The 25,905-nt window shown below is 61.4% G+C and carries 24 protein-coding genes, 1 tRNA gene and 2 pseudogenes; 26 read left to right on the top strand and 1 reads right to left on the bottom strand.

Annotation, left to right across the window (positions count from 1 at the left end):
* The first annotated feature begins 17 nt into the window (after positions 1 to 17).
* From hisD to AB8A50_RS15410, 22 genes and pseudogenes are all read left to right on the top strand, one after another.
* Positions 18 to 1,313: a histidinol dehydrogenase gene (gene hisD, locus AB8A50_RS15515; protein ID WP_439078204.1), complete on the top strand. Its 1,296-nt coding sequence runs from the start codon at positions 18 to 20 to the stop codon at positions 1,311 to 1,313.
* Positions 1,310 to 1,807, top strand: a complete 498-nt coding sequence (locus AB8A50_RS15510; RefSeq protein ID WP_089266102.1) for a UPF0262 family protein — start codon at positions 1,310 to 1,312, stop codon at positions 1,805 to 1,807. The genes hisD and AB8A50_RS15510 overlap by 4 nt, the downstream gene beginning before the upstream one ends.
* 6 nt (positions 1,808 to 1,813) lie before the next feature.
* Positions 1,814 to 2,281: an arsenate-mycothiol transferase ArsC gene (locus AB8A50_RS15505; RefSeq protein WP_068734774.1), complete on the top strand. Its 468-nt coding sequence runs from the start codon at positions 1,814 to 1,816 to the stop codon at positions 2,279 to 2,281.
* A 74-nt stretch (positions 2,282 to 2,355) separates the two neighbouring features.
* The gene (locus AB8A50_RS15500; RefSeq protein WP_093756955.1) at positions 2,356 to 2,979 is read left to right on the top strand and encodes a Maf-like protein; all 624 of its coding nucleotides are present in this window, start codon (positions 2,356 to 2,358) and stop codon (positions 2,977 to 2,979) included.
* Entirely contained in the window at positions 2,969 to 3,145 is a 177-nt protein-coding gene (yacG, locus tag AB8A50_RS15495) for a DNA gyrase inhibitor YacG (RefSeq protein ID WP_093756954.1), read from the top strand. Before AB8A50_RS15500 ends, yacG begins: the two co-directional genes overlap by 11 nt.
* 158 nt (positions 3,146 to 3,303) lie before the next feature.
* A tRNA-Phe gene (locus tag AB8A50_RS15490) sits at positions 3,304 to 3,379 on the top strand.
* Between the two features lie 176 nt (positions 3,380 to 3,555).
* A complete protein-coding gene (locus tag AB8A50_RS15485; protein WP_439078203.1) occupies positions 3,556 to 4,815 on the top strand; it encodes a tyrosine-type recombinase/integrase in 1,260 nt (419 codons plus the stop codon).
* A gap of 89 nt (positions 4,816 to 4,904) precedes the next feature.
* Positions 4,905 to 5,033: pseudogene (locus tag AB8A50_RS15480) on the top strand (lytic transglycosylase domain-containing protein); the annotation flags it as partial.
* A gap of 152 nt (positions 5,034 to 5,185) precedes the next feature.
* Positions 5,186 to 5,443, top strand: a complete 258-nt coding sequence (locus AB8A50_RS15475; protein ID WP_439080064.1) for a hypothetical protein — start codon at positions 5,186 to 5,188, stop codon at positions 5,441 to 5,443.
* A 193-nt stretch (positions 5,444 to 5,636) separates the two neighbouring features.
* Positions 5,637 to 6,702, top strand: a pseudogene (locus tag AB8A50_RS15470) (IS110 family transposase).
* A gap of 925 nt (positions 6,703 to 7,627) precedes the next feature.
* Positions 7,628 to 8,224 (top strand): tyrosine-type recombinase/integrase, encoded by a 597-nt coding sequence (locus AB8A50_RS15465; protein ID WP_439078202.1) that lies wholly within the window; start codon positions 7,628 to 7,630, stop codon positions 8,222 to 8,224.
* Between the two features lie 435 nt (positions 8,225 to 8,659).
* Positions 8,660 to 9,307: a hydrolase gene (locus AB8A50_RS15460; protein WP_439078201.1), complete on the top strand. Its 648-nt coding sequence runs from the start codon at positions 8,660 to 8,662 to the stop codon at positions 9,305 to 9,307.
* 31 nt (positions 9,308 to 9,338) lie between these two features.
* A complete protein-coding gene (locus tag AB8A50_RS15455; protein ID WP_089267974.1) occupies positions 9,339 to 9,629 on the top strand; it encodes a XapX domain-containing protein in 291 nt (96 codons plus the stop codon).
* 63 nt (positions 9,630 to 9,692) lie between these two features.
* Positions 9,693 to 11,579 carry an amidohydrolase gene (locus tag AB8A50_RS15450; protein WP_439078200.1) on the top strand — a complete coding sequence of 629 codons (1,887 nt, stop codon included), beginning with the start codon at positions 9,693 to 9,695 and terminating at the stop codon, positions 11,577 to 11,579.
* Positions 11,576 to 11,998, top strand: a complete 423-nt coding sequence (locus AB8A50_RS15445) for a DoxX family protein (protein WP_439078199.1) — start codon at positions 11,576 to 11,578, stop codon at positions 11,996 to 11,998. Before AB8A50_RS15450 ends, AB8A50_RS15445 begins: the two co-directional genes overlap by 4 nt.
* On the top strand, positions 11,995 to 13,629 hold the full coding sequence (locus AB8A50_RS15440) for an MFS transporter (RefSeq protein WP_439078198.1): 1,635 nt from the start codon (positions 11,995 to 11,997) through the stop codon (positions 13,627 to 13,629). Before AB8A50_RS15445 ends, AB8A50_RS15440 begins: the two co-directional genes overlap by 4 nt.
* A gap of 20 nt (positions 13,630 to 13,649) precedes the next feature.
* A complete protein-coding gene (locus AB8A50_RS15435; RefSeq protein WP_439078197.1) occupies positions 13,650 to 14,555 on the top strand; it encodes a glyoxalase in 906 nt (301 codons plus the stop codon).
* Positions 14,521 to 15,951, top strand: a complete 1,431-nt coding sequence (locus AB8A50_RS15430) for an alginate export family protein (RefSeq protein ID WP_439078196.1) — start codon at positions 14,521 to 14,523, stop codon at positions 15,949 to 15,951. The genes AB8A50_RS15435 and AB8A50_RS15430 overlap by 35 nt, the downstream gene beginning before the upstream one ends.
* A gap of 125 nt (positions 15,952 to 16,076) precedes the next feature.
* Complete coding sequence (locus AB8A50_RS15425) at positions 16,077 to 17,231, top strand: sensor histidine kinase (RefSeq protein WP_439078195.1); 1,155 nt, start codon at positions 16,077 to 16,079, stop codon at positions 17,229 to 17,231.
* Entirely contained in the window at positions 17,228 to 18,370 is a 1,143-nt protein-coding gene (locus tag AB8A50_RS15420) for a sensor histidine kinase (protein WP_439078194.1), read from the top strand. The genes AB8A50_RS15425 and AB8A50_RS15420 overlap by 4 nt, the downstream gene beginning before the upstream one ends.
* Positions 18,367 to 19,008 carry a response regulator transcription factor gene (locus tag AB8A50_RS15415; RefSeq protein WP_439078193.1) on the top strand — a complete coding sequence of 214 codons (642 nt, stop codon included), beginning with the start codon at positions 18,367 to 18,369 and terminating at the stop codon, positions 19,006 to 19,008. Before AB8A50_RS15420 ends, AB8A50_RS15415 begins: the two co-directional genes overlap by 4 nt.
* Before the next feature lie 235 nt (positions 19,009 to 19,243).
* Entirely contained in the window at positions 19,244 to 20,194 is a 951-nt protein-coding gene (locus AB8A50_RS15410; RefSeq protein ID WP_439078192.1) for a helix-turn-helix domain-containing protein, read from the top strand.
* Between the two features lie 519 nt (positions 20,195 to 20,713).
* On the opposite strand, the gene AB8A50_RS15405 is transcribed toward AB8A50_RS15410, so the two are convergent.
* A complete protein-coding gene (locus AB8A50_RS15405) occupies positions 20,714 to 22,138 on the bottom strand; it encodes an NAD-dependent succinate-semialdehyde dehydrogenase (RefSeq protein ID WP_439079980.1) in 1,425 nt (474 codons plus the stop codon).
* 269 nt (positions 22,139 to 22,407) lie between these two features.
* Here AB8A50_RS15405 and AB8A50_RS15400 point away from each other — a divergent pair, with 269 nt between their 5' ends.
* The 4 genes from AB8A50_RS15400 to AB8A50_RS15385 are packed head-to-tail and all read left to right on the top strand — an operon-like array spanning position 22,408 to position 25,868.
* Positions 22,408 to 23,406, top strand: coding sequence for a Bug family tripartite tricarboxylate transporter substrate binding protein (locus AB8A50_RS15400; RefSeq protein ID WP_439066721.1), 999 nt, complete (start codon positions 22,408 to 22,410; stop codon positions 23,404 to 23,406).
* Positions 23,393 to 23,788, top strand: a complete 396-nt coding sequence (locus AB8A50_RS15395; protein WP_439066722.1) for a hypothetical protein — start codon at positions 23,393 to 23,395, stop codon at positions 23,786 to 23,788. Before AB8A50_RS15400 ends, AB8A50_RS15395 begins: the two co-directional genes overlap by 14 nt.
* On the top strand, positions 23,785 to 24,642 hold the full coding sequence (locus tag AB8A50_RS15390; RefSeq protein WP_439066723.1) for an alpha/beta fold hydrolase: 858 nt from the start codon (positions 23,785 to 23,787) through the stop codon (positions 24,640 to 24,642). The genes AB8A50_RS15395 and AB8A50_RS15390 overlap by 4 nt, the downstream gene beginning before the upstream one ends.
* Before the next feature lie 14 nt (positions 24,643 to 24,656).
* Entirely contained in the window at positions 24,657 to 25,868 is a 1,212-nt protein-coding gene (locus tag AB8A50_RS15385; RefSeq protein ID WP_439078191.1) for an ABC transporter substrate-binding protein, read from the top strand.
* Positions 25,869 to 25,905 lie beyond the last annotated feature (37 nt).

The raw sequence follows: 25,905 nt of genomic DNA, 5'->3' as shown, positions 1-25,905 counted from the left end.
CCCGCCGGAACACCAGAATGCCAATTCGTATCGATACCGCCAGCGCCGATTTCACCCAGCGCTTCAATGCCTTCCTGACCATGAAGCGCGAAGTCGCGGCCGATATCGAGGCTGCCACGCGCGCCATTGTCGATGACGTCGCCGCTCACGGCGACGATGCGCTGTTGGAGGCGACCCGCAAGTTCGACCGGTTGGACCTCAAGGCCTCCGGCCTGCGCGTGACCGCGGCCGAAGTCGATGCCGCCGTGGCTGCCTGCGATGCAGAGACAGTGGATGCCCTGACATTCGCTCGCGACCGCATCGAGCTGTTCCACAAGCGCCAGCTCCCCAAGGACGACCGTTTCACCGATGCGCTGGGCGTCGAGCTCGGCTGGCGCTGGAGCGCCATCGAGGCTGTTGGCCTCTATGTGCCCGGTGGGACTGCTGCCTATCCCTCGTCGGTCTTGATGAATGCCGTGCCGGCCAGGGTCGCCGGCGTCGAGCGCGTGGTGATGGTGGTGCCGTCGCCGGACGGCAAGCTCAACCCGCTGGTGCTGGCCGCGGCGAAGCTCGGCGGCGTGTCCGAGATCTATCGCGTCGGTGGCGCGCAGGCCGTGGCCGCTTTGGCTTATGGTACCGCGACCATCGCGCCGGTGGCCAAGATCGTCGGTCCCGGCAATGCCTATGTGGCCGCTGCCAAGCGCCAGGTGTTCGGCAAGGTCGGCATCGACATGATCGCCGGTCCGTCGGAAGTCCTGGTCATCGCCGACGATACCGCCAATGCCGACTGGATCGCCGCAGACTTGCTGGCGCAGGCTGAGCACGACGTCAATGCGCAGTCGATCCTGATCACAGACAGTGAGCGCCTTGCGGACGATGTTATCCTTGCCGTCGAGGCCCAGCTCACCACACTGCCGCGCGCCGAGATCGCGCGTGCGTCGTGGGAGAATTTCGGCGCTGTCATTCTGGTCGATAATCTCGATAACGCCGTGCCGCTCGCCAACGCCATCGCCGCCGAGCATCTCGAAATCATGACGGCCGATCCTGAGGCGTTCTCGCTCAAGATACGCAATGCCGGCGCCATCTTCCTCGGTGGTCATACGCCGGAAGCGATCGGCGACTATGTCGGCGGCTCGAACCACGTGCTGCCGACGGCGCGCTCGGCGCGGTTCTCCTCGGGCCTCGGCGTACTTGACTTCATGAAGCGAACATCGATCCTGAAGTGCGGGCCGGATCAGCTGCGGGCGCTGGGACCGGCTGCGATGACGCTGGGCAAGGCTGAAGGCCTCGATGCCCACGCACGTTCGGTCGGATTGCGCCTCAATTTGCGATGAGTAATGCCCCTCCACCAGAGGATGACAGCAACAACCGCATCGTCGCGGTGACACTCGATGAGGAATCGATCGGCCGTTCCGGGCCGGATATCGAGCATGAGCGCGCGATCGCGATCTACGACCTGATCGAGCAGAACCTGTTCGCGCCGGAAGGCGCGCATGTCGGCCCGTTTACGCTGCATATCGGCATCACCGGCAGCCGGCTGATGTTCGACATCCGCCGCGAGGACGGCACGCCTGTCGTCGCGCACCTTCTGTCGCTGGGGCCGTTCCGCCGCATTGTGAAGGACTACTTCATGATCTGCGACAGCTACTATCAGGCGATCCGCACCGCTACGCCGGACAAGATCGAAGCCATCGATATGGGCCGCCGCGGCATCCATGACGAAGGCTCGCGGACGCTGCAGGAACGCTTGGCCGGCAAGGTGCGGGTCGACTTCGAGACGTCGCGACGGCTGTTTACGTTGATCTCCGTCCTTCACTGGAAAGGCTAGTCGCTGATGGCCGCGCCGCCACGCGCGCGTACGCCGCAGGCGGTGTTGTTTGCCTGTGGCCAGAACAGCGTGCGTTCGCCGATGGCCGCCAGCCTGCTGCAGCAGATGTTTCCGCAGGCGCTGTATGTGAAATCCGCCGGGGTGAAGAAGGGCGAGCTCGATCCTTTCGCAGTGGCCGTGATGGCCGAACTCGGCCAGGACATCTCCAGACACAAGCCCATGACCTTCGAGGAACTCGAAGACTGGGAAGGGCTCAATTTCGATCTCATCATCACGTTGTCGCCGGAGGCGCATCACAAGGCGCTGGATCTGACACGCACCGATGCCGCCGAGGTCGAATACTGGCCGACGGTGGATCCCACGGGAACCGAAGGTAACCGCGACCAGAAACTGGCGGCCTATCGCGAGGTCTGCGATGGGCTGCTGCTGCGGATTCGCAAACGTTTCGCGAAAGGCGGCGCCGCCAGCGGCTAAATAACCGCACCGCGGTTGTCGAAGCAGGGGGCTTCCGATAGGTTCCGGCCGCATTTCCAGGATCATCAGCCCGCATGCTCGGCCGTCCCAAATTCGTTCTCGCCTCCGGTTCGCCCCGCCGCCTCAGCCTGCTCAACCAGGCCGGCATTGAGCCCGATGCGCTGCGTCCCGCCGATGTCGACGAGACCCCGAAGCGGGGCGAGCTGCCGCGCGCCTGCGCCAATCGGCTGGCGCGCGCCAAGGCGGAAGCGGCGCTGAAGTCGGTCCAGCTCGACGACGAACTCCGCGGCGCGTTTATTCTCGCGGCGGATACCGTGGTCGCCGTCGGCCGCCGCATCCTGCCCAAGGCGGAACTGGTCGATGAAGCCTCGCAGTGTCTGCGGCTGTTGTCGGGCCGCAACCACCGTGTCTATACGGCGGTCTGCATCGTCACCCCCAAGGAAAGCTTCCGGCAGCGGCTGATCGAGACCAAGGTGCGCTTCAAGCGCCTCAATGAAGAAGACATCTCGACCTATATCGGCTCCGGCGAGTGGCGCGGCAAAGCCGGTGGCTATGCCGTGCAGGGCATTGCCGGCTCCTTCGTGGTCAAGATGGTCGGCTCCTACTCCAATATCGTCGGCCTGCCGCTCTATGAGACAGTCTCCCTGCTGGGCGGCGAAGGCTTCCCGATCCGTTTCGGTTGGTTGAATGCAAGCTAAAGTGTCCAAATCCGGCGAAAAACCGTGCCCGATCTGCGGCAAGCCCGCGGTGGAGGCCTCCAAGCCGTTCTGCTCCGAGCGTTGCCGCGACGTCGATCTCAATCGCTGGCTGTCGGGTTCCTACGCGATTCCCGGCAAACCGACGGATGACGAGGACGCCGAATAGGCTTGACGGGCATTCGCGCTGTCCAAGCCGGTCCGAAGCGATCATTTCCTATTGTTTTGACGGGAAAATCTTCGTTCACAGAAATGCCGTCGGGCGGGTGGACAGGGCCGATTTGCCTGACTATAAACCGGCGCTCCCTGGACCTGATCCGGGGCAGCGCCCAGGTAGCTCAGTTGGTAGAGCATGCGACTGAAAATCGCAGTGTCGGTGGTTCGATCCCGCCCCTGGGCACCATTTGTTGTCCCCCAGCTTCCTCCTCTGTCCGTTGATGTGCTATAAGTGCTTGAATTAGAGCGCTTTCGCGTTCGCTGACATTCGCGATCGTCCGCCGGCAGCCGGTGTTTTTGTTGGTATCGCTGTTGGTATCCCGTCGATCGTGTGTTGGTAGATTGACTGCGGGGACCTAATCGATGCCGCTTTCGGATGCCGCCTGCCGTGCCGCCAAATCCGCCACGAAGCCCTACAAAATCAGCGACGGAGGCGGGCTGCATTTGCTTGTTGAAAAGAACGGGTCGCGGCTTTGGCGGCAGGCGTATCGGTTCGACGGAAAGCAGAAGCTGATCGCGCTGGGCGCCTATCCGGCGGTCAGTCTCGCCGACGCCCGCGCCGGTCGGGACGCGAACAAGACGCTTCTGGCCAAGGGCATCGATCCGTCCGCGCAGCGCAAGTTGGATCGCAGCGCGGCGCGCATCGCGCGCAGCAATACGTTCCGGATCGTCGCGGACGAACTGATCACGAAGTTCGAAGCCGAGGGCGACGACCCAAAGACAATTGAGAAGAAAAAATGGCTTCTCGGCTTCATCAACGCCGATTTGGGCGATCGACCGATCGCCGAAATCAAGGCGTCGGAATTGCTTGATGTACTTCGAAAGATCGAGAGGCGAGGGCGATATGACACGGCCCGACGCGCCCGCAGCATTAGCGGTCGTGTCTTCAAATATGCGATCAGCACCAATCGCGCCGAGCGCGACCCATCGGCTGACCTAACGGGGGCCCTCATAGCGCCAAAGGTCAATCACCGGGCCGCCATCACCGAGCCGAAGGCCGTCGGCGCGCTTCTCCGCGCGATCGACGACATGGACGGTCAGATCACAACACGCGCAGCGTTGCAGCTGATCGCCCTTACCTTCGTTCGGCCGGGCGAACTGCGGCACGCGGAATGGAAGGAATTCGATCTGCGGGACGCCGTCTGGAACATTCCGAAGGAAAAAATGAAGATGCCGCGGCCACACAAAGTGCCGCTGCCTCGACAGGCGATTGCGATCATCAATGACCTTCGCGAAGTCACAGGCACGTCGCCCTACTTGTTTCCGCAGATCCGCTCGTGGCATCGTCCGATTTCCGATGGGACGCTAAACGCTGCGCTTCGCCGGCTTGGGTACACGAAAGCGCAAGTGACCGCGCATGGCTTCCGGTCGACGGCATCGACACTGCTGAACGAAAGCCGCCGCTCGGATGGCAGGCGCCGTTGGGATAGCGATGCTATCGAGCGTCAACTAGCGCACCAAGAGGAAGACGAGGTTCGTGGTGCCTATAATGGCGCCGAATATTGGGAAGAACGCGTCCCGATGATGCAGTGGTACGCAGATTACCTGGATGACCTCCGCAGGTCCGGAACCGTTCTGTCGACCGCGAAGGCCCGGCGATCCCGATCGTCGTCAGCATCCTAGCCGTCGAACCTACCGTACTAGCTAGACAACGCCGCTTCAATCGGTCGCGGCGCCGCTTTGCTGTACCGGCGCACTGGATACGCGCCGTGATGACCGTCGAAAGTGCCGGTGACCCGCGGGCCAGATCGCCAAAAGGTGCGATGGGATTGATGCAGATCATGCCCGAGACCTGGGCGGACCTGCGCGCACATCGCCGCTTCGGCAACGATCCCTACGATCCCCATGACAGCATCCTGGCCGGTGCTGTGTACCTCCGCAACTGCACGACCGCTATGGCTCGCCCGGTTTCCTCGCCGCGTACAATGCGGGCCCGTGCCGCTACGAACACTATCTCGCGGGCCGTCCACTGCCGGCGGAGACCCGCGCCTATGTGGCAAAGATTACTCTTTTGTTGGGTGGCGGTGAACTCGCCGGTCCGCTCTCCGTCGCTGCTGTTCATTCGAAGTCATGGACCGAGGCGCCGCTGTTCGTCGGGCGATCCGAACGCGCAACCGCTGCCGATCAGGTGTCGGCTGAGCGTCGATCGAACCGCGCTTCGACGAGTGATCCGATGCGCGATCTCCCAGCAATCGTGCCGCAAGCGCGCAGCCTGTTTGTTGCTCGATCCAATGCCGGTGGCCAGTCATGACGGGATGTGCAGTCTCGCGCGCCATAGCGTGCTTCGGGATAGAACGGCTGGGGGGCGAGAGCAGCAGGGAAACACGACGACGGCTCTTCAAATCGGGCTTCGAGAAACCGGTGCACGAGAATAGCACGGCCGTGGCGGAATCCGAAGCGTGGTGCAACGACTTATGTGGTCGTTCACACAACGGAGAGCTCCAATGAAACTGTATGTTGGATTGGACGTCGGCCTTGAGGAAACCAGCCTTTGCATCGTCGATAGTGAGGGTCTTACGGTGCGCGAGGTAAAGATCAACACGGAGCCGGCGGCGATCCGCTTCGCTCTTGAAAGCTACGCGGATCGCCTCGATAAGGTCGGTGTCGAAGCGTCGTCGCTCGGCATCTGGTTGTACCGTGAACTTTCAGCCGGCCGGGGTCCCGATCATTGTTGTCGAAGCGCGCCATATGCGTGTCTCGCTGTCGACGATGCGCAATAAGACGGACCGTGACGACGCCCGAGGCATTGCGCAGATGATGCGCCTGGCCTGGTACCGCGCGGTCCATGTCAAGAACATCGAGATGCAGAAGATGCGCTCGTTATTAGCCAACAGGAAGCTCCTCAAGCGCAAGCTGATCGACATTGAAAACCGCATTCGTGGTACGCTTAGGGCTTACGGTCTGATGGTTGGAGCAGTCGGCCGCGGGGGATACGAAGCGCGAGTCCGCGAGTTGATCGAGCACGGCGATCCGGTATTTACCATGATGATTGAAGCTATGCTGGAGGTGCGGCGAGCGATCTTCGAAGGCTACGAACGATTGCATAAGGTGCTCCTGCAGGTAGTCCAGCATGATGCGATTTGTCGTCGGTTAATGACCGTACCCGGCGTCGGTCTCGTTGCGGCCCTTTCGTTCAAGGTCGGTGTTGATGGTCCTCTTCGTTTTGCGCGATCTCGGACACTTGGTGCGCATTTTGGCCTGACGCCGAGACGGCACCAGTCTGGAACCTCCATCGACTATGAAGGCCGAATTACGAAGCAGGGTGACGTCGCGGTTCGCGAGGCGCTCTGCGAGGCGGCCGCAAGTCTTCTGCTGCGGGTCAGGAAATGGTCGGCGTTGCGGGCGTGGGGCCTGCGGATAGCCAAGCGGTCAAGCATGCTGTGCGCGATCGTCGCGGTCGCGCGCAAGCTCGCGGGCATCCTGCATCGAATGTGGGTCGGCGAAACGGATTTCCATGTCGGCTTTGGTGCAAAGGCGACGCAGCGACTGCGATTGAAGCCTGCAAAGTAACTGCTGCAGGAGCACGAAAGCTTAGCGCTGGTGTTGCACCCGGCATGTTGAGGAGGAGCAAAGATTAGAGATCCGCGCGCGCGTTGAGCGTCCGCTGGCGGGGCCGTGAAACGGGGAATGTCCGCTATCTCTTGCCTGCTTCCGTCCACGTGAGGAGAGCGCCGGACTGCTTGGACAGCCCTGTTTACGAACCTGATGAAGAGCGTGCGACAGCCAAGTGCTGAACGCGAAGGAACGCATGGACCCCGCCTGGAGAATGCAGATCGTGCACGTGGTTGTGGCGGACTCTGCTCACCATCAGCGCAGAGAGAAAGGAATTGGTGATATGCGGAAAATCGCGAAAAAGCGTAGCGAAGTGTTGACTTTGACCGCCCGATTAGGAAGGCGAGATAAAAGAGGCTCGCCGCTTAAACCACAAGCCATTGGAATGGCTTGGGTTCGGGCGTGCCGTCGGTCGGGGCGCGTGCCGCGCCTGATGCTTTCGCCAATGAATTCAACAGTGTTTTCGGCACTGCCCGGCATTCCCTGTTCGTGGAGCCTTTGCGATGAGCGCGGGCGACAGCGATTTACGCATCCGGGCTGGCCGCATTCGCGGCACGCGAGCGCCGAAGCCGAAGAGCTTCATCAACTAGGTGCTGCCTGCGCCGGCCGGAGGCTTCAACCTGACAATGCGGTTGTACGGTTCCCAAACTCCGATACGGATCGTACCGGCTCCTGCGGTCAGTAAAGTGAACTAGCGAAGGCGGCATGAGCGGCTACGACGTTTTCGCTGCGCTGGTGAGACAGCATACGCACGGCTTATCGCGATCTGCGGGAAGGTGAGAACGACCGCTTCTGGCGCTAAGGCGCCATTTAGCCCTATAGCGTAGATTCCTCTTGCTCGATGGGAGCGGTGGGGCTGGGACGGGTGGCATGGAGCCTGGCTATGCCTGTCTGGAATAAGGGGCAGATCGTTGGTCAAAAACTTCCGTTAAAACCGAAAGAAGTCTGGGGAATACGAACCAGATTGGAGGTTGCCTCGAATCTCCGAGAGCTTGCTCTCTTCAACCTTGCGATCGACAGTAAGCTTCGCGCTTGCGATTTGACGTCGATCAAAGTGAGCAATTTGACGATATCGGGCGTCCTACGCGATCGGGCGACGGTCATCCAAAGAAAGACCGGACGGCCGGTCCAGTTCGAACTCTCCGAGCACACAAGGTCCGCATTGGAGAAATGGATCGTTGAACGAGAACTGACATCGGCAGACCACCTGTTTCCAAGTCGGATGTGCTCAAAACTTCATTTGTCCACCCGACAATACGGGAGAATCGTAGATCGATGGGTCACCAGTATCGGGTTGGACCGAAGACGCTATGGGACGCATTCGATGCGTCGGACAAAAGCATCTCAGATTTATAAGAAAACCGGAAATCTTCGAGCGGTGCAATTGCTCTTAGGCCACACAAAACTCGAAAGTACGGTGCGGTATCTTGGAATTGAGGTAGATGATGCACTTGTCATGTCTGAGCAGGTGGACCTCTAAAGGAATCTAAGGCGCATCATGCAGTGACGCGCCTTTTTTGGCGCGAAGCAGCCACTACGAAATAGTCGCTTGTGAATCAAGACGGGGATGCAGCTCAATCCGTCTTGAATTCATTTGAAGGAAGCGGAGGCCTCGGCGCGAGGTTCGAGCTGTCCTGGAGTTGGCACAACTTCGGTCGGTAATTGTTCGCGCGGTTTGGCGAGACACGATAGACCGCAGTAAGTCGCCTACGACATAGTGCCGTGACCGATCATTCAAAGTCGATGACTTCCAGACAAGACGCTGTCCGCCATTCTCGCGCACATAGCGTGGAGACTTCGCGCTCCAGACCGGTCGCTCGTAAAACCAGAAGTAGCGCCCGTCATCAGCTGAAGAACATTCGCCTGCGGCGTGCGCGAGTTTGAAATCGTCACAATCCTTTCACGGAGAACCAGAATGTCATTTCAGGAAATGCTGACCTCGCAGAATAGCGCCATCGCGCTGATCGATTTTCAGCCCGCGATGTTCCAGGGCGTCCAGTCGCACGATCGCCTTGTCACATTGAACAACGTCCAGATTCTTGCAAAAGCCGCGAAGCTATTCAAGATTCCGACCGTTCTGACAACCGTTGCGGCAGAGTCGTTTTCCGGCCCGTTCATCCCCGAGGTGGTGTCGCTGTTTCCAGGACAGGAGATCATCGATCGCACCTCAATGAATTCGTGGCTCGATCCGAACTTCCGCAAGGCCGTCGCCGCCACCGGCCGCAAGAAATTCGTGATCGCCGGTCTGTGGACCGAAGCCTGCGTGATCTTCCCGACCCTAGACATGCTGCGCGAAGGCTTTGAAATCTACATTGCTGCCGACGCCTGCGGCGATCTCTCGCCGGAAGCGCATGAGCGCGCCATGCAGCGCGCCATCCAGGCTGGCGCGGTGCCGATCACGTCCTCGCAATACGCTTATGAGCTGCAGCAGGATTGGGCGCGCAGCGAGACCTATGAGGGCATGATGGACATCCAGCGCGCGCATTCGCCTTACGGCATCCAGATCCGCTTCTCGAAGTGGGCGCTCGGCGAGCACGCTTCCGAAGGCGGCCCGGCCAAGTAAACCATCACGTCACACAACCGAGGACAACGACATGAAAGCACACATGATCTCGCTGGGCGCAGGCCTGCTGGTGGGCGTCATCTACAGTCTGATCAATGTGCGCTCTCCGGCGCCACCGGTGGTGGCGCTGGTCGGCCTGCTCGGCATTCTCGTCGGCGAGCAATTGCCGCCGTTGGTACGCAGCCTCTGGCAGAAGGAGCCGGTGGTGCAGTCCTGGCTCGAACAGGTGAAGCCACACATGTTCGGCCATCTGCCGAAGGGCCAGCGCTCCGATACGCGTGTCGTGGCCGAGAAGGCGCCGCAGCCGCCCGCCGGCGGTTAGTCTCCGGCACCCGCCTCACGATCACATCGCCTGTTCAATTCACTATCGCCGAAGGAACTTCCCATGACCGAGCCGCAGACCCCCGATCTCATTCTCCATCGTGGCCTGTTCACGACGCTCGATCGCTCCAATCCCGTCGCCAGCGCGGTGGCCATCAAGGATGGTCGCTTCACCCATGTCGGCCATAACGCGGACATCCTGCCCCTGGCGGGACCGAAGACGAGGGTCGTCGACCTCAAGGGCAAGCGCGTGCTGCCCGGCCTGATCGACAATCACTTGCACATCATTCGCGGCGGCCTGAACTTCAACATGGAGCTACGCTGGGATGGAGTGCGCTCGCTTTCCGACGCCATGAACATGCTGAAACGTCAGGTCGCCATCACCCCGCCGCCGCAATGGGTGCGCGTTGTCGGTGGCTTCACCGAGCATCAGTTTGTCGAGAAGCGGTTGCCGACAATCGACGAGTTGAATGCCGTCGCGCCGGATACGCCGGTATTCCTGCTGCATCTCTATGATCGCGCACTGCTCAATGGCGCCGCGCTGCGCGCCGTCGGCTATACGAAGGACACGCCAAACCCGCCAGGCGGTGAGATCATTCGCGACGCTAACGGCAATCCGAACGGGCTGCTGCTGGCCAAGCCCAATGCCGGCATTCTCTATGCGACGCTGGCCAAGGGGCCGAAGCTGCCATTCGACTATCAGGTCAACTCCACCCGCCATTTCATGCGCGAGCTCAACCGCCTCGGTGTCACCGGCGCCATCGATGCCGGCGGCGGTTTCCAGAACTATCCCGAGGATTATGCCGTCATCCAGAAGCTGCATGACGAGAATCAGTTGACGATCCGTCTCGCCTATAACCTCTTCACCCAAAAGCCGAAGGGCGAGAAGGACGACTTCCTGAACTGGACCAAGACGTCCAAATACAAGCAGGGCGACGACTATTTCCGCCATAACGGCGCTGGCGAAATGCTGGTGTTCTCTGCTGCCGATTTCGAGGATTTCCGCCAGCCGCGCCCGGATATGGAGCCGGAAATGGAAGGCGAGCTCGAGGATGTTGTGCGCGTTCTGGTCCAGAACAAATGGCCGTGGCGTATGCACGCGACCTATGACGAGACCATCAGCCGTGCGCTGGATGTGTTCGAGCGCGTCAATCAGGAGATGCCGCTGGAAGGGCTAAACTGGTTCTTCGACCACGCTGAAACGATTTCGGATCAGTCCATCGACCGTATCGCGGCCCTCGGCGGCGGCATCGCCGTGCAGCACCGCATGGCCTATCAGGGCGAATATTTCGTCGAGCGTTACGGCCATGGCGCCGCTGAAGCGACACCGCCGGTGTCGAAGATGCTCGCCAAGGGCGTCAAGGTTTCCGCCGGCACCGATGCGACGCGCGTCGCGTCTTATAATCCCTGGGTATCGCTGTCCTGGCTGGTCACCGGCCGCACTGTCGGCGGGATGCAGCTGTATCCGCAGCGCAACTGCCTCGATCGCGAGACGGCGTTGCGGATGTGGACCGAAAACGTGACGTGGTTCTCGAATGAAGAAGGCAAAAAAGGCCGCATCCAGGTCGGCCAGCTCGCCGATATCGTCGTACCCGATCGTGACTTCTTCTCCTGCGCGGAGAATGAGATCGCCGACACGAGCGCAGTACTGACAATCGTCGGCGGCAAGGTTGTCTATGCCGTCGGTGATTTCGCCAAGCTCGACGAGAATGCGCCGCCGCCTGCCATGCCGGACTGGTCGCCGGTGCGCACCTTTGGTGGCTATGGCGCGTGGGCCGCTCCCGATGCGAATGGACAGGTCGTCGCGCAGAAGATGGCGATGAGCTGCGGCTGCGCGAATTCATGCGGCGTGCATGGCCATGATCATGCCACGGCATGGTCCAGCAAGCTGCCGATCGCCGATCTCAAAAGCTTCTGGGGCGCTCTCGGCTGCGCGTGCTGGGCGGTATGATCACGAATCTCGCACGTCGCGTGATCGGGGCGCCCATTATGCATTGGCTGGGTTTGCTCTGCCTGTGTGCAGCCTATCTGCAGGGCGGGCTCGTCAAGGCGTTCGACCTTCCGGGGGCGATTGCCGAGATGAACCATTTCGGACTGCAGCCGGCGGCGCCCTTCGCGCTGGCGACGATCGGGCTCGAACTGGTTGCCTCGCTATTGATTCTTGGTGGCGTGTGGCGCTGGCTCGGTGCACTCTCGCTGGCAGGCTTTACGCTGATGGCGACATTTCTGGCGAATCGGTTCTGGGGGCTGGCTCCGCCAGAGCGCTTTATGAGCGCCAATTCGTTTTTCGAACATATCGGCCTGTGCGGCGGCTTCCTGCTCGTCGCATGGCATGACCTTAATGACCGGGCCAGGAAGGCAAAACCATGAGCGGAGCCGCCGAGCCGGCCAAGGCAACCAGCGCCTTCGCGCCATTCCGCCAATCCATCTTCGCGGTGATCTGGGTCGCGACGGTGATGGGCAATACCGGCAGCTTCATGCGCGACGTGGCGAGCTCCTGGCTCGTCACAGACCTGTCGGCGGCGCCCGCAGCGGTCACCATGATCCAGGCCGCGGGCACGCTTCCGATCTTCCTGTTTGCGATCCCCGCCGGGGTGCTGTCCGATATTCTCGATCGCCGCAAATTCCTGATCGCGGTGCAGGTGCTGCTCGCCTTGGTGAGCGCGACGCTGATGATGCTGTCCTATTACGGGCTGCTGACGGTCAATCTGCTGATCGGGCTGACCTTCATCGGCGGCATCGGCGCCGCACTGGTCGGGCCGACATGGCAGGCGATCGTGCCGGAGCTCGTGCCGCGGCAGGACATCAAGAGCGCGGTCGCGCTGAATTCACTGGGCATCAATGTCTCGCGCTCGATCGGCCCGGCCGCCGGCGGCATCCTGCTGGCGACATTCGGCGCCGCCGTCACCTATGGCGCCGATGTCGCCAGCTACATGTTCGTCATCGCAGCACTGCTGTGGTGGCCGCGCGCCAAGGCCGACAAAGACGTGTTGTCAGAGAAGTTCTTCGGCGCGTTCCGGGCCGGATTGCGCTACACGCGCTCTAGCCGTGAACTGCACATCGTGCTGCTGCGGGCAACGATCTTCTTTGCATTCTCCAGCTCGATCTGGGCTCTGCTGCCGCTGGTGGCGCGTAATCTGCTGGGTGGCGATGCCAGTTTTTACGGCGTGCTGCTTGGTGCGGTTGGTGCAGGCGCGATCGGTGGCGCGCTGGTGCTGCCGCGGCTCCGCGCGAAGCTCGACTCCGACGCGCTGCTGCTGATCGCCGCGCTGTTGTCGGCGTGTGTGATGGCTGTACTGTCCTTCGCGCCGCCGAAATGGGTTGCGCTGCCGGTTCTGCTGCTGCTCGGTTCTGCGTGGATCACGGCGCTGACGACGTTCAGTGGCGTCGCGCAGGCGGTGCTGCCGAACTGGGTGCGTGGTCGCGGTCTCGCTGTCTATCTGATGGTGTTCAACGGTGCCATGGCTGCTGGAAGCCTCGGCTGGGGCGCGGTGGCCCAAGCGCTGAGCCTGCCGGCGACGCTGCTGGTTAGCGCATGCGGTCTCGCCGTCGCCGCCTTCATCATGCACCGGGTGAAGCTGCCGACAGGCGAAGCCGATCTCGCGCCGTCCAATTACTGGCCGGAGCCGCTGACGTCGGACGAGGTCGAACATGACCGCGGGCCCGTCCTGATCCTGATTGAATATCGAATCGCGCGTCAAAACCGCGCGCCGTTCTTCACCGGGCTCAAGCGCCTCTCCGAAGCGCGTCGTCGCGATGGCGCTTATGGCTGGGGCATCACCGAGGATGCCGCCGATCCGGAGAAGATCGTCGAATGGTTCCTGGTGGAATCATGGGCGGAGCATCTGCGGCAGCATCACCGCGTCTCGAAGGCTGATGCCGATGTGCAGCGCGAGATGACGCAATATCACATCGGGCCCGACGCCCCCGTGGTCCGGCATTTTCTGACGCTGGATCTGAAAAACCCGACGTCGAAGCCCGAACTGGTCAACCAGCACTAGTCGCCACAAGGACTGCCATGATGCGTTTGTTCAAATTCACCGCCGCCATTCTTTCCATCGCGTTGCTATCGGCCGCGCCGCAAGATGCATGGTCGCGCGAGGCGCCGGCGAAGGTCGGCTTTGCTGTCGGCGCGCAATATGACACGACGCACGTCTATGTTGCGCCGGACGAGGTCGATCGCTTTGTCGAAAGCTTCATCGCGACTTTTGGTGGCAAGAGCACCAAACAGGTAGTCGCGACAGTGACGCCGACACCGAGCAGCACGACGTCGCAGCTTCTGCTGACCCCGGCAGGGTCGGTCTCGGTGTTTGGCTTCAAGACTCCGATTCCCTATCCATTCGGCCATGAGCGCACCGGCTATCTCGTTACAGATATCGATGCCGCCGTCAGAGCCGCGCAAGGCGCGGGCGCCGACGTGCTGGTCAAGACGTTTCCCGATCCGATCGGCCGCGACGTCGTTGTGCAATGGCCGGGCGGCATCAACATGCAGCTCTATTGGCACACGACGGCGCCGTCCTATCCGGAACTGCAGACGGTCCCGGAAAACCGCGTCTACGTGCCGGCCGGCCGGGCCGACCAGTTCGTGAAGAGCTTTGTCGCTTTCTCGAAAGGCAACGTTGTCTCCGACACGGCGAAGGCGCCGGGCATCGAGATCGGCCGCCCCAGCGATACCTACCGTCGGGTTCGCATCACGTCGAAGTTTGGCAAGATGACTGTGCTGGTGACCGACGGCGTGCTTCGTTATCCTTATGGCCATGAGCTGACCGGCTATGAAGTGCCGTCGCTCGACGAGACGCTGGCCAAGGCGAAGACGGTCGGTGCCACGGTGCTGGTCGAGCCCTATGTCGCGGATGCGCGCCGCGCAGCGCTGGTAAAATTCCCCGGAGGCTATGTTGCCGAGATTCACTCTGCCGTCGGCAAGTAAGGCTTGGATAGCCGCGACCGCGCTGGCCTTTAGCGCGGTCCTGCTGCCGCCTGCGCATGCGGACGATTCAGCGGTAACGCCAGCGCGCCCGAAGCTTCTAACCAATCGCTGGCAGGAAGACTGGTCTGCGCTCGCCACTTCGGCGTTGCGCACCGAGCCATTCGACGCTCTGAAATATATCCCGCTCTTTGTCACCGATCCGAAAAGCTATATCTCGCTAGGTGCTAGTCTGCGCGAGCGATTTGAGTTCAACGACGCTCCGAATTTCGGCGTCGGCAATACGCGCGGCGATTCCTATCTGCTGCAACGGCTGCAGATACATGTCGACATCCGGCTGAACGAGAACTGGCAGATCTTCACGCAGCTGGAGGATGTCCGCACCATTGACAAGGCGAGCGTCTCGCCGGCCGACCAGAACCAGCTCGATCTGAGACTGGCATTTATCGCCTATAGCGGTGCGCTGGGTGACGGCATCTTCAAGGCGCGCGTCGGCCGGCAGGATTTTGCCTTCGATCTGCAACGCTTTGTGTCCTCGCGCGACGGGCCGAATGTGCGGCAGTCCTTCGATGCGGTGTGGGCGGATTACGAGACCGGGTTGTGGCGTTTCATCGGCTTTGTCAGCCAGCCGGTGCAATATCGCTTTGGCGATGTGTTCGACGACTTCTCCGGCCAGAATTTCCGCTTCAGCACTGCGCGTATCGAACGCAAGGTGTTCGGCGACAACGAACTCTCCGGCTATTACTCCCTGTTCGAGCGGTCGTCTGCGCGTTATCTCGACGCCCTGGGCGAAGAGACGCGGCACATCTTCGACGTCCGCTTTGCCGGTAATGCCAATGGCTTCGATTGGGATCTCGAGGCGATGGGGCAGACAGGGCATGTCGGGCCTAAGGAGATCGAGGCCTGGGCACTGGGCGGCCGCACCGGTTACACATTCTCTAACGCCGCATGGACGCCAAGGATCGGCTTGCAGGCGGATGCGGCGTCAGGTGACGGGCGTGCGGGTGACAACACGATCGCTACGTTCAATCCGCTGTTCCCGAACGGCTACTATTTCTCGCTGGCAGGCTATACCGGCTACGCCAACCTGATCCATCTCAAGCCGACACTGACGGTGAAGCCCATTGCCAATCTGACGGTGACCGCCGGGCTCGGCATGCAGTGGCGCCAGACGGTTGCCGATGCCGTTTATGTTCAGCCCAACGTTGCCGTCGCGGGCACGGCTGGGCAGGGCAGCCGCTGGACGGGGGTCTATTCGCAGCTTCGAGCGGATTACGTCTTCAACGCCAACCTGACCGGAGCCGTCGAGGCGGTGCATTACGCCATTGGCGACACGGTGCGGAACGCCGGCGGGCACGACAGCAATTATCTGGGTTTGGAGCTCAAATATGGGTGGTAACCGCACGTCCGGAGGCCATGGGGCGTGGTTTCATTTTGTGCCGCGGCGGAATAGGTTACACGCTCGCCCGCCATCGGTCCCGTTTTGGCGTGATGGTTCGGATGACGCCGACATAAGTGCCTGACATGTGGAATGAACGCGATCGCATCGCGGCCTTGCATCGATACGATATTCTCGATTCTGCATCTGATGTGGATTTCGCAGACTTCGTGCAGATCGCGTCGGATATCTGCGATGCGCCGATCGCGGCCATCAATCTGATAGATGGCGACCGGCACTGGACCCTTACCGGTATCGGGCACGGCGATCGGGAACTGCCGCTCGATCATTCGATCTGCGCGCAGGCGATCCGCCAGACGGATCTTTTCGTGATCCCCGATCTGTCTTCGGATACACGCTTCCAGCATAATCCATTGGTGAGCGGGGGTCCCAGGCTCCGCTTCTATGCCAGCGCGCTGCTGGAAACACAGAACGGACTGCCGATCGGTACCGTTTGTGTGTTGGATCACACGCCGCGCCCGGATGGTCTGTCGACACGCCAGCGCTTCACGCTGCAGGCGCTCGCGCGGCAGATCATGAACCAGCTCGAGCTCCGCCGCGCGATGATGGACATCACAACCGGAAACGCTGCACGGGAAAGACTGGAAGCATCGCTGAACGAAAAGGAAGCGCTGCTCAAGGAAGTGCATCACCGCGTCAAGAACAACCTGCAGCTTATCAGTAGTCTCCTGAACCTGCAGGCGTCGCGCATCACCGACCCGATCACCGCGGCGCTGTTTGCGGATAGCCGCAACCGCGTGCGGTCGATGGCGCTGGTGCATGAAAATCTGTATCGTGCCGGCAACTTCGCTGAGATCCAGATGCAGACCCATGTGCTCAGTCTGTGCACGCATCTGCGCCGCGCCTATGGGCGGGCTCGCGTCGAGATCACGGCCGAAAGCGATGACGTCACACTGGATATGGATCGCGCTGTCTCCTGCGGCCTCATCATCAACGAGCTCGTCTCCAATGCGTTCAAACACGCCTTTCCCGGCGAACGCAGCGGATATATCAGGGTCAGGTTCGGCCGCAGCGACAACGGGACATGTATTCTGACCGTCGCGGATGACGGCATCGGGATGCCCGAGCAGTTCGACTTCATCGAAACCAGATCACTCGGTCTGCAGCTGGTGCGCGATCTCGTCGAGCAGTTGCATGGCACGTTCTCTGTCGATCGCACCGGCGGCACCACTTGCACCCTTACATTCCAGGCTGGCCGTAGCGCGAGCCTCGCGCCATGACAACGCGCGCCCGCGTGATGGTGGTCGAGGATGATCGCATCGTTGCCCGCGATATTAGCGAGCAGCTCGGCCGGATCGGTCATTCCGTGATCGGGGTGACCGCCCGCGGCGAGGCGGCCGTTGAGCTTGCGATCAGCAATCGTCCCGATCTGGTGCTGATGGACATCCGTCTGGAAGGCGAGATAGACGGCATCGATGCCGCCCGGCAGATCCGCGCCAGATGCCAGATCCCGGTAGTGTTCCTCACGGCCTATGCCGATGACGAGACGGTCAGGCGCGCCAGTCAGGCCGAGCCGTTCGGCTATCTGCTCAAGCCGTTCGAGGATCTGCAACTGCGCACTGTGATCGAAATGGCCCTATACAAGGACCGCGCCGACCGCAAGCTGCGCGAGAGCACGGCGGCGCTTCAGGTGGCGCATGCGGAGCTGGCGCGCATGTCGCGGATTACCACGATGGGGCAGCTCACCGCGTCTATTGCGCATGAAGTTAATCAGCCGCTGATGGCCGTTGTCATGAATGCCGAGGCCTGCGTGCAATGGCTCAAAGGCGAGAAGCCCAATGTTGGCGAAGCCCGCGCCGCCGCGGAACGGGCAATCGCGGAGGGGCATCGCGCCGGAGCGATCATCCAGCGCGTCCGCGCGATTGCGCGCAACGCGCCGGTGGTGTTCGAAGAGCTCGACCTGAACGAGATGATCGAAGGCGTCCTATCGATCGTGCAGCCGGAACTGTCGCGGCAGGGGATTGCGCTGGGAGCCGATCTTCAGCCCGACCAGCCATCGATCGTTGGTGATCGGGTGCAGCTGCAACAGGTGATGTTGAACCTAGTGTCCAACGCGGCGGATGCCATCAATTCATCGGAGAATCAACAACGGCGCGTGACTGTCGTGTCGGCGATGGATCCACTGGGAGAGGTCTGCGTCACCGTCGAAGATGCGGGGGTGGGTATTAACCCCGATCATCTCGATATGATCTTCAATCCGTTCTTCACGACCAAGCGGGATGGCATTGGCATGGGGCTGTCGATCTGCCGTTCCATCATCGATGCCCACGGCGGAAGGCTCTGGGCGGAGTCACGCGTGCCCACTGGCACGCGCCTTCGCTTCACGCTGCCGCCACGTACGCTGCAGGTGACACCGTGATCGCAAATTCGGAGCCAGTCACCGCAGTTGTCGCCGTCATTGACGATGACAAGGGTATTCGCGAGGCCCTGGACGGCATGCTGCGCTCTGTCGGTCTTCAGGTCGAGTGCTTTGCCTCGGCGCAGGAGTTCCTGGCCAAAGACGACCGGGACAAATTCGGCTGCATCGTTCTCGACGTGCATCTACCCGGCCGCAATGGTCTCGATTTTCTCGACGATCTGGCTGCCCTGCATGTCACGACGTCGGTAATCGTGATTAGCGGCTTTGCCGATGTGCCGATGTCGGTGCGGGCAATGAAGGCCGGCGCCATCGAATTCCTGACCAAGCCCGTTCGCGCGATGGATCTTCTTGCTGCGGTTGAGACGGCCGTGAAACGCGACCGTGCGACGAAGCAGGCGGCCGAGAAAATCGCTGGCCTCAAGGCGGATTTCGAGACCTTGACGGTGAGGGAGCGCGAGGTGTTCGCGTATGTCGCCGCCGGCTTGATGAACAAGCAGATTGCGGCTGCGCTGGACCTGAGCGAAGCCACGATCAAGCTCCACCGCGGCACGATGATGCGTAAGATGCGGGCGAACTCGCTCGCTGACATCGTGCGGATGGCCGACCGGTTGGGATATGAGCCGCCGTCGCTCGCCTAGACCAAGGTCTAGTCAGCCTCCACCATGCTCCAATTGTCTGTCCGCATACAATTCCGCATTCTGGAAATCATGGAGCCGCAGCCATGTGCAACCATGTGCGTGGCTAAACTGAAATCTGAGGTAGTTCGTTGGGACGCATGAGAACGTCCGGGCGATCTGCAGCGTGCAGCGATGGGGGTATATGATGGCGGGTACCCGAATTCCCGACGGTGCATCATATGCGGGACCGGTCCACATGCTTGAGCCGCTGCCTGTTTCGCCGAAGCCGAAATCGAAGATCGATGTGTTCGGCTGTCCTGCCAGCAAGCTCCACAAGGATCAAGAACTGCGCGGCGCCGGGATCAAGTTTTTCCGCAAAGGGAGCGACGATCCGCATCTTGGCCAGGTCTTGACCGCAGCCGACGATCGCGGTTTCCTGATCGGCATCTCGCAAAGTGGTGGTCATCGGCGGCGTATTTTTCACGAACATCGCGCCACGAGCCATGAATTCGAAGAAGGCTCGATCTATATTCGCAACCTCGCGGATGATTATCGTGCCGATCTGCGCGGTGCGTTCGATTTTCTCCTGATGGAGGTGTCGCGCCCGTTCCTGATCGAATTGGCGCAGGAGCACGGGTGGCGCGGCGCGGTCGACCTTGCGTGCCGCGCCGGTGACACCGATCCCGTCTTGTTGCGGCTCGTCAGCGTGGTCGAGCCCTTGCTGCAGAAAAGTAGCGAGGCGAGCCCGTTGTTCCTCGACCAGCTTGGAACGACGATCGGCATACATCTGATCGAGCGATACAACCGCGCGACCAACCTTGAATCCGCATCGCAAGGCGCCGCGCTGTCGCGGCCGCAACTGGCGCTCGCCGTCGACATGCTGAGCAGCAATACTGCAGGCAATGTACGGGTTGCAGATGTCGCACAGGCCTGCGGGTTGTCGCGCGGCTATTTCATCCGCGGCTTCAAGAAGGCGACGGGCAAGGCGCCTCACCAGTGGATCCTGTCCCAGCGCGTCGAACAGGCCCGTGGCCTTCTCATGAAGACCGGTATGTCGTTGGCCGATATCGCACTGATTTGTGGCTTTGCAGATCAAAGCCACTTCACCCGCGTCTTTTCCGCTTCGACTGGGCTACCGCCGGGGGCCTGGCGCCGCGCAACTGGCAATGCAGGTTCTTCAGCGCGATTTTCTGAATGTGAGAAATAGTTTGAGTGAGGCGGCGTGCCGCGCGTCCATGCTACGCGCCACCGACAATGTCAGCTCCTGGCGCAAAGCGGACATGGATGAGTTTTGCGGAAGTTCCGCTTGGGGGGCGGTGCGGAGGCGTGGATGCTCTTAAACCTGCTTCTTTGTATGGTTGTCGCGAGCGCCACGATCGTCGGGGGCGGCGCGTAGGCATCAAGATCCGGAAGGAAGGCCGCGGCCGGCGCGTCACCTGCACGCGCGGCCGTAGCGTTCTACAGGTCTACGATCTCGGTGCGAGCTGAGGCGCGCAGGCTGGGGTGACCTTTCCCCACTCGCAGGCCCGGCGCTCGCCGAAGCTTCCGTTTGCATGACAACTTCTCGCCACTGACCCACTTCGCGGACGATGTATTTTTGGGAGCGGTACCGTCGCTTAAACCAATCGCACGAGAGCAGATCGTGTCGGTAAATTGCACCCGTGCGACTCTGGTTCTTCAAAAGTCGTTTGAAGAACCAGAGTGCTTCCCAGCCTCCACCAATGTCTCACGCAAATTTATGCGACACGTTCTTCGTCACCGTGTAGCAGGCGAGGCCCTCGGTACCGCCTTCGCGGCCATAGCCTGAGTCCTTGACGCCGCCGAACGGGGTCTCCGCTGTGGATGCGACGAAGTGGTTGATAGTGAGGTTACCGGTTTCCACGTCGTTGGAGATCCGCTGCACGTTGTCGGCTGACTTCGTGAAGGCATAGGCGGCAAGGCCGAACGGCAATGCATTCGCCTTGGCGATGGCTTCGTCGAGATCGCGCACCGGATTGACGAGAGCGAGCGGACCGAACGGCTCCTCGTTCATCGCCAATGCATCGTCGGGCACGTCGGCGAGCACGGTGAGTGGATAGAAGTAACCGCGATTGTTGATGCGCTGGCCACCCGCGAGCACGCGCGCGCCGTGGTCCTTGGCGTCCGACACGAGCCGTTCCATGGCGTTGACGCGTCGTGAATTCGCTAAAGGCCCGAGCTGCGTGGATGGATCCATGCCATTGCCGATCTTCAGCTTGGCGGCGCCTTCGGCAAAACTCTTTGCGAAGATCTCAAAGTTCTTCTCGTGCACGAAGAAACGCGTCGGCGCGACGCAAACCTGACCGGCATTGCGTGACTTGGTGACGACCGAAGCCTGGGCGGTGGTGACGGGATCAGCATCGTCGCAGACGATCACCGGGCCATGTCCGCCGAGCTCCATGATCGCCGGCTTCATGTGCTGACCGGCCATGGCGGCGAGATGTTTGCCGACCGGCACCGAGCCGGTGAAGGTGATCAGGCGGATGGCCTGATGCGGCACCAGATAGCCGGAGATTTCGGCAGGATCGCCGAACACGAGATTGAGTACGCCCGCGGGCAAGCCTGCATCATGGAACGCGCGCGCCAGCTGCAGCGCGCCGGCCGGGGTTTCTTCCGAAGCTTTCAGGATGATCGAACAGCCCGACGACAGCGCGCCGGCCACCTTGCGCGCCGGTGAGCTCATTGGGAAATTCCACGGCGAGAATGCTGCAACGGGGCCGATCGGCTGGCGATACACGGTGTGTTGCAGACCGGGACCGGCCGAGATCACGCGGCCATACATGCGCATGCCTTCGGTTGCATCCCATTCGATGATCTCGCAGCCGCGCAGGATTTCGAGCTTCGCCTGATCGAGCGGCTTGCCTTGCTCCAGCACCATCGCCGTCGCCATCTCGTCGACGCGCGAGCGGATCAACGTCGCAGCCTTCAGAATGATTTGCGCGCGCGCGTTCGGTGCCGTCTTGCGCCAAACATTGAAGCCGCGCACCGCCGCATCGAGCGCATCGTCGAGATCGGCTTTCGTCGCATGCGGCACCGTCCCTAGTACGCTCTCGTCGGCGGGATTGATGATCGGCGTGCCGGAGGCCCGGCGCCAGTGTCCGTCCACGTAAAGCTCGATGTTGGGATAGGTCATGTCGAAGTGCACTTTCTTGGTCGTCGGAAGCGGTTGACTCAGCCTCACTTGCGCGGCATCCAATCATATGTTGATATAATAGAACAATAGTTCTGTCAGGCAGAACGTTCTGGGATTGAATGAGATCGAAGATGCGTACGATTGGACGATGCGAGATGGCGGAGAACGCAGCGGCAGATGCCGCGGCGCGCGCCACTTGCGTGTCGGTCATCACGCGTCGGGCGCGCTGAACAACAAAATCATCAAGAATATCGATTGGGAGTTGAAACATGAGAGAGCAGTGGGCTGCGGCGTGGTCGCTCACGCGGCGCGTCGCGATGGCAGGCATGCTGGCGGCGACGGCAGCGGTGTTCACACCGGCGCAGGCGCAGGACGTCTATCCGAGCAAGATGATCCGGCTGCTGGTGCCGTTCCCGGCCGGCAGCGCCACCGATGTGGAAGCGCGCTTCCTCGCCGAAAAAGTCGGCGCCGTGCTGGGCCAGAAGATCCTCGTCGACAACAAGCCGGGCGCCAACGCCAATATCGGCGCGGCCGAAGTCGCGCGCGCGCCGGGCGACGGCTATACGCTGTATCTCGCGACCAATTCGACCCATTCGGCCAATTTGCATCTCTACAACAAGATGCCTTTCGATCCCGTCGCTGACTTCACGCCGATCGCGCGGTTGACGCGCAACCCGCTGGTGATGGTGGTCGCCAAGGATTTTCCGGCGAAGGACCTCAAGGAGTTCATCGCTTACGCCAAGGCCAATCCAGGCAAGCTGAGCTATGGCAGCGGCAACACCGGCAGCATGGCGGCGGCGCAGCTCGTCAAATCGATGGCGAGCATCGACGCCGTGCGCATCTCCTATCCCGGCACGCCGCAGGCGATCACCGATCTGCTCGGGGGGCGCATCGAATTCGTCATCACCGACGTCGCCGTGACGCGCGAATTCATCAACAATGGCAGCCTGCGCGCGCTTGGCGTGACGACGGCGCAGAAGGTCGCCTCGCTGCCCGGCGTAGCGCCAATGGCGGATGTTGGTCTGCCCGGCTATGACTTCGCCGCCTGGAGCGGGTTGTTCGCGCCGAAGAACGTCCCTGCCGACATTGTGCAGAAGCTCAACAAGGCGTTCCTTGAGGTGATGGCGACCGACGAAGCCAAGAAGTTCTTCGCCGATATCGGTCTCGAGCCGGATGTCAGCACGCCCGAAGGCCTCGCTGAACACGTGGCCAAGCAGACCGAATTGTGGGGCCGCATCATCAAGGAGTCCGGTCTTGAAAAAATCTGACCCCGTCAGCGACCTGTTCTCGCAGCTCCCGGCACTGCTGGAGAGTGACACTGCGCTGATCCAGCGCGGCCGCTTTCTCGATGTCGATTGTCTGCTTGGCTCGACCGAGCAGGCGTTTCACGTCGCCATCCGGGCCGGCCGCATCATCGACATGGTGCCGGCGCCGGTGCTGATGCGGTCGTGGACTTTCGGCTATCGCGCAACGCCTGACGCCTGGACCGCATTCTGGCAGCCGATGCCGAAGGCGGAGTGGCACGATCTTCTGTCGCTGACCAAGCGCGGCGAAGCCAAGCTCGAAGGTGACATCAAGCCCTTCATGACCAACCTTCAGTATTTCAAGGATCTGCTGGCACTGCCGCGCAAGTCGGGAGCTGCATCATGACCGGATATATCGAACCGATGATCGGGCGTTACGTGCATATCGATATCGACGGCATCACGCACCGGATCTATTTCGAGGAAGCCGGCCAAGGCATTCCGCTGGTCTGCCTGCACACCGCCGGCTCGGACAACCGGCAATGGCGCTATCTCCTTGCGGATGAACAGTTCACCAAACACTTCCGCATCATCGCCTTCGACATGCCCTGGCATGGCAAGTCGAATCCGCCAGCGAATTGGGACGGCAGCGAATATCAGCTCACCACCGCGCGCTATACGCAGACGATCCGCGCATTCAGTGCGGCACTCGATCTCGACAAGCCCGTCGTGATGGGCTGTTCGATCGGCGGCCGCATCGTGCTCAATCTCGCCATCGATCACGCCAGCGAATTCCGCGCCTTGATCGGCCTCGAAGCCGCGGACTTCCAGGCGCCGTGGTACGACACCACCTGGCTTAATCGGCCGGATATCCATGGCGGCGAAGTCTGTGCCGCGCTGGTATCCGGTCTCGTTGCGCCGCAGTCTCCTGCGGAGGCGCGGATGGAAACCCTGTGGGCCTACAAGCAGGGCGGCCCCGGCGTGTTCAAGGGCGATCTGTATTTCTATCGCGTCGACGGCGACCTGCGCGGTCGCACCAAGGCGATCGATACCAAGATCTGTCCGCTCTATCTGCTCACCGGCGAGTACGACTTCTCCTGCATGCCCGAAGACACCGTGCGAACGGCCTCCGGCATCGCGGGCACGGAAGTCACCGTGATGGAGCAGCTGGGCCATTTCCCGATGAGCGAGAATCCCGCGCAATTCCGGCGTTACATCGCGCCGGTGCTTGAGAAAATCAAACAACAACAGAAAATCTGAGGAGAGGGCATCACATGACAACCAGGGCATTCACGAAAAGTCTTTATCTATCCGCCGCACTCTTTCTGTCGGCGCAGGTCGCCAGCGCTGCCGAGACCATCAAGATCGGCGTGTTGAACGACCAGTCAGGCGTGTTCGCCGACAATGGCGGCGTCGGCTCGGTGGCCGCGGCCAAGCTTGCAGCTGAAGATTTCGGCGGTGAGATCAACGGCCAGAAGATCGAGGTGGTCACCGCCGATCACCAGAACAAGCCGGACGTGGCTGCGGCCACCGCGCGCCGCTGGTTCGATACCGAAAACGTCGACATGATCGCCGACGGCGCCGCATCGTCGGCCGGCTTCGCCATCCTCGAAGTGGCAAAGCAGAAGGGCAAGATCTTCACCATCAGCGGCCCGGGATCGTCGGACTTCACCGGCAAGGCCTGCTCGCCGGTGAGCTTCCATTTCAACTACGACACCTATGCGCTGTCGAAGCTGACCTCTGAGGCCATCACCAAGGCCGGTGGCAACACCTGGTACTTCATCTCGGCCGACTATGCTTTCGGCCATGCCTTGCAGCGTGATGCGACGAAGTTCATCGAGGGCGCTGGCGGCAAGGTGATCGGTTCCTCCGCACATCCGCTGGGGACCACCGACATGGCGTCGTTCCTGCTGCAGGCGCAGGGCTCCAAGGCCAAGGTCGTCGGTCTCGCCACCTCGGGCGCCGACGTGCAGACCGCGATCAAGCAGGCCGGCGAGTTCGGCATTGTCGAGAGCGGCCAACAGCTTGCCGGTCTCCTCGTGTTCATCACCGACGTCAATGCGCTCGGTCTCAAGGCGACGCAGGGCCTGCAGGTCACGACCTCGTTCTACTGGGACCTCAATGACGAGACCCGCGCCTGGACCAAGCGCTATTTCGCGATGACCAACAACAGGGTCCCCAGCATGGTGCAGGCCGGTGTGTATAGCGGCGTGCATCACTATCTCGCCGCCGTGAAGGCCGCGGGCACCAAGGAACCGGCCGTGGTCGCCAAGAAGATGCACGAGATGAAGGTCAACGACATGTACAACAAGGACGTCACTGTGCGTCCCGATGGCCGCGTGTTGCACAACATGTATCTGGTGCAGGTGAAGAAGCCGGAAGAATCGAAGTACAAGTTCGATTACTACAAGGTCATCACCACCTCACCCGGCGAACAGGCGTTCCGGCCGATGAGCGAAGGCAACTGCCCGCTGGTCAAGGGCTAGGCGAACCACGACATCGCGGGTGTAGCCCTGGCTGCGT

The sequence above is a fragment of the Tardiphaga sp. 841_E9_N1_2 genome, from assembly GCF_051811065.1.
Classification (GTDB): domain Bacteria; phylum Pseudomonadota; class Alphaproteobacteria; order Rhizobiales; family Xanthobacteraceae; genus Tardiphaga; species Tardiphaga robiniae.
Note: the sequence above shows the minus strand (reverse complement) of the source record. Positions and strands in the feature narration are given on the sequence as shown.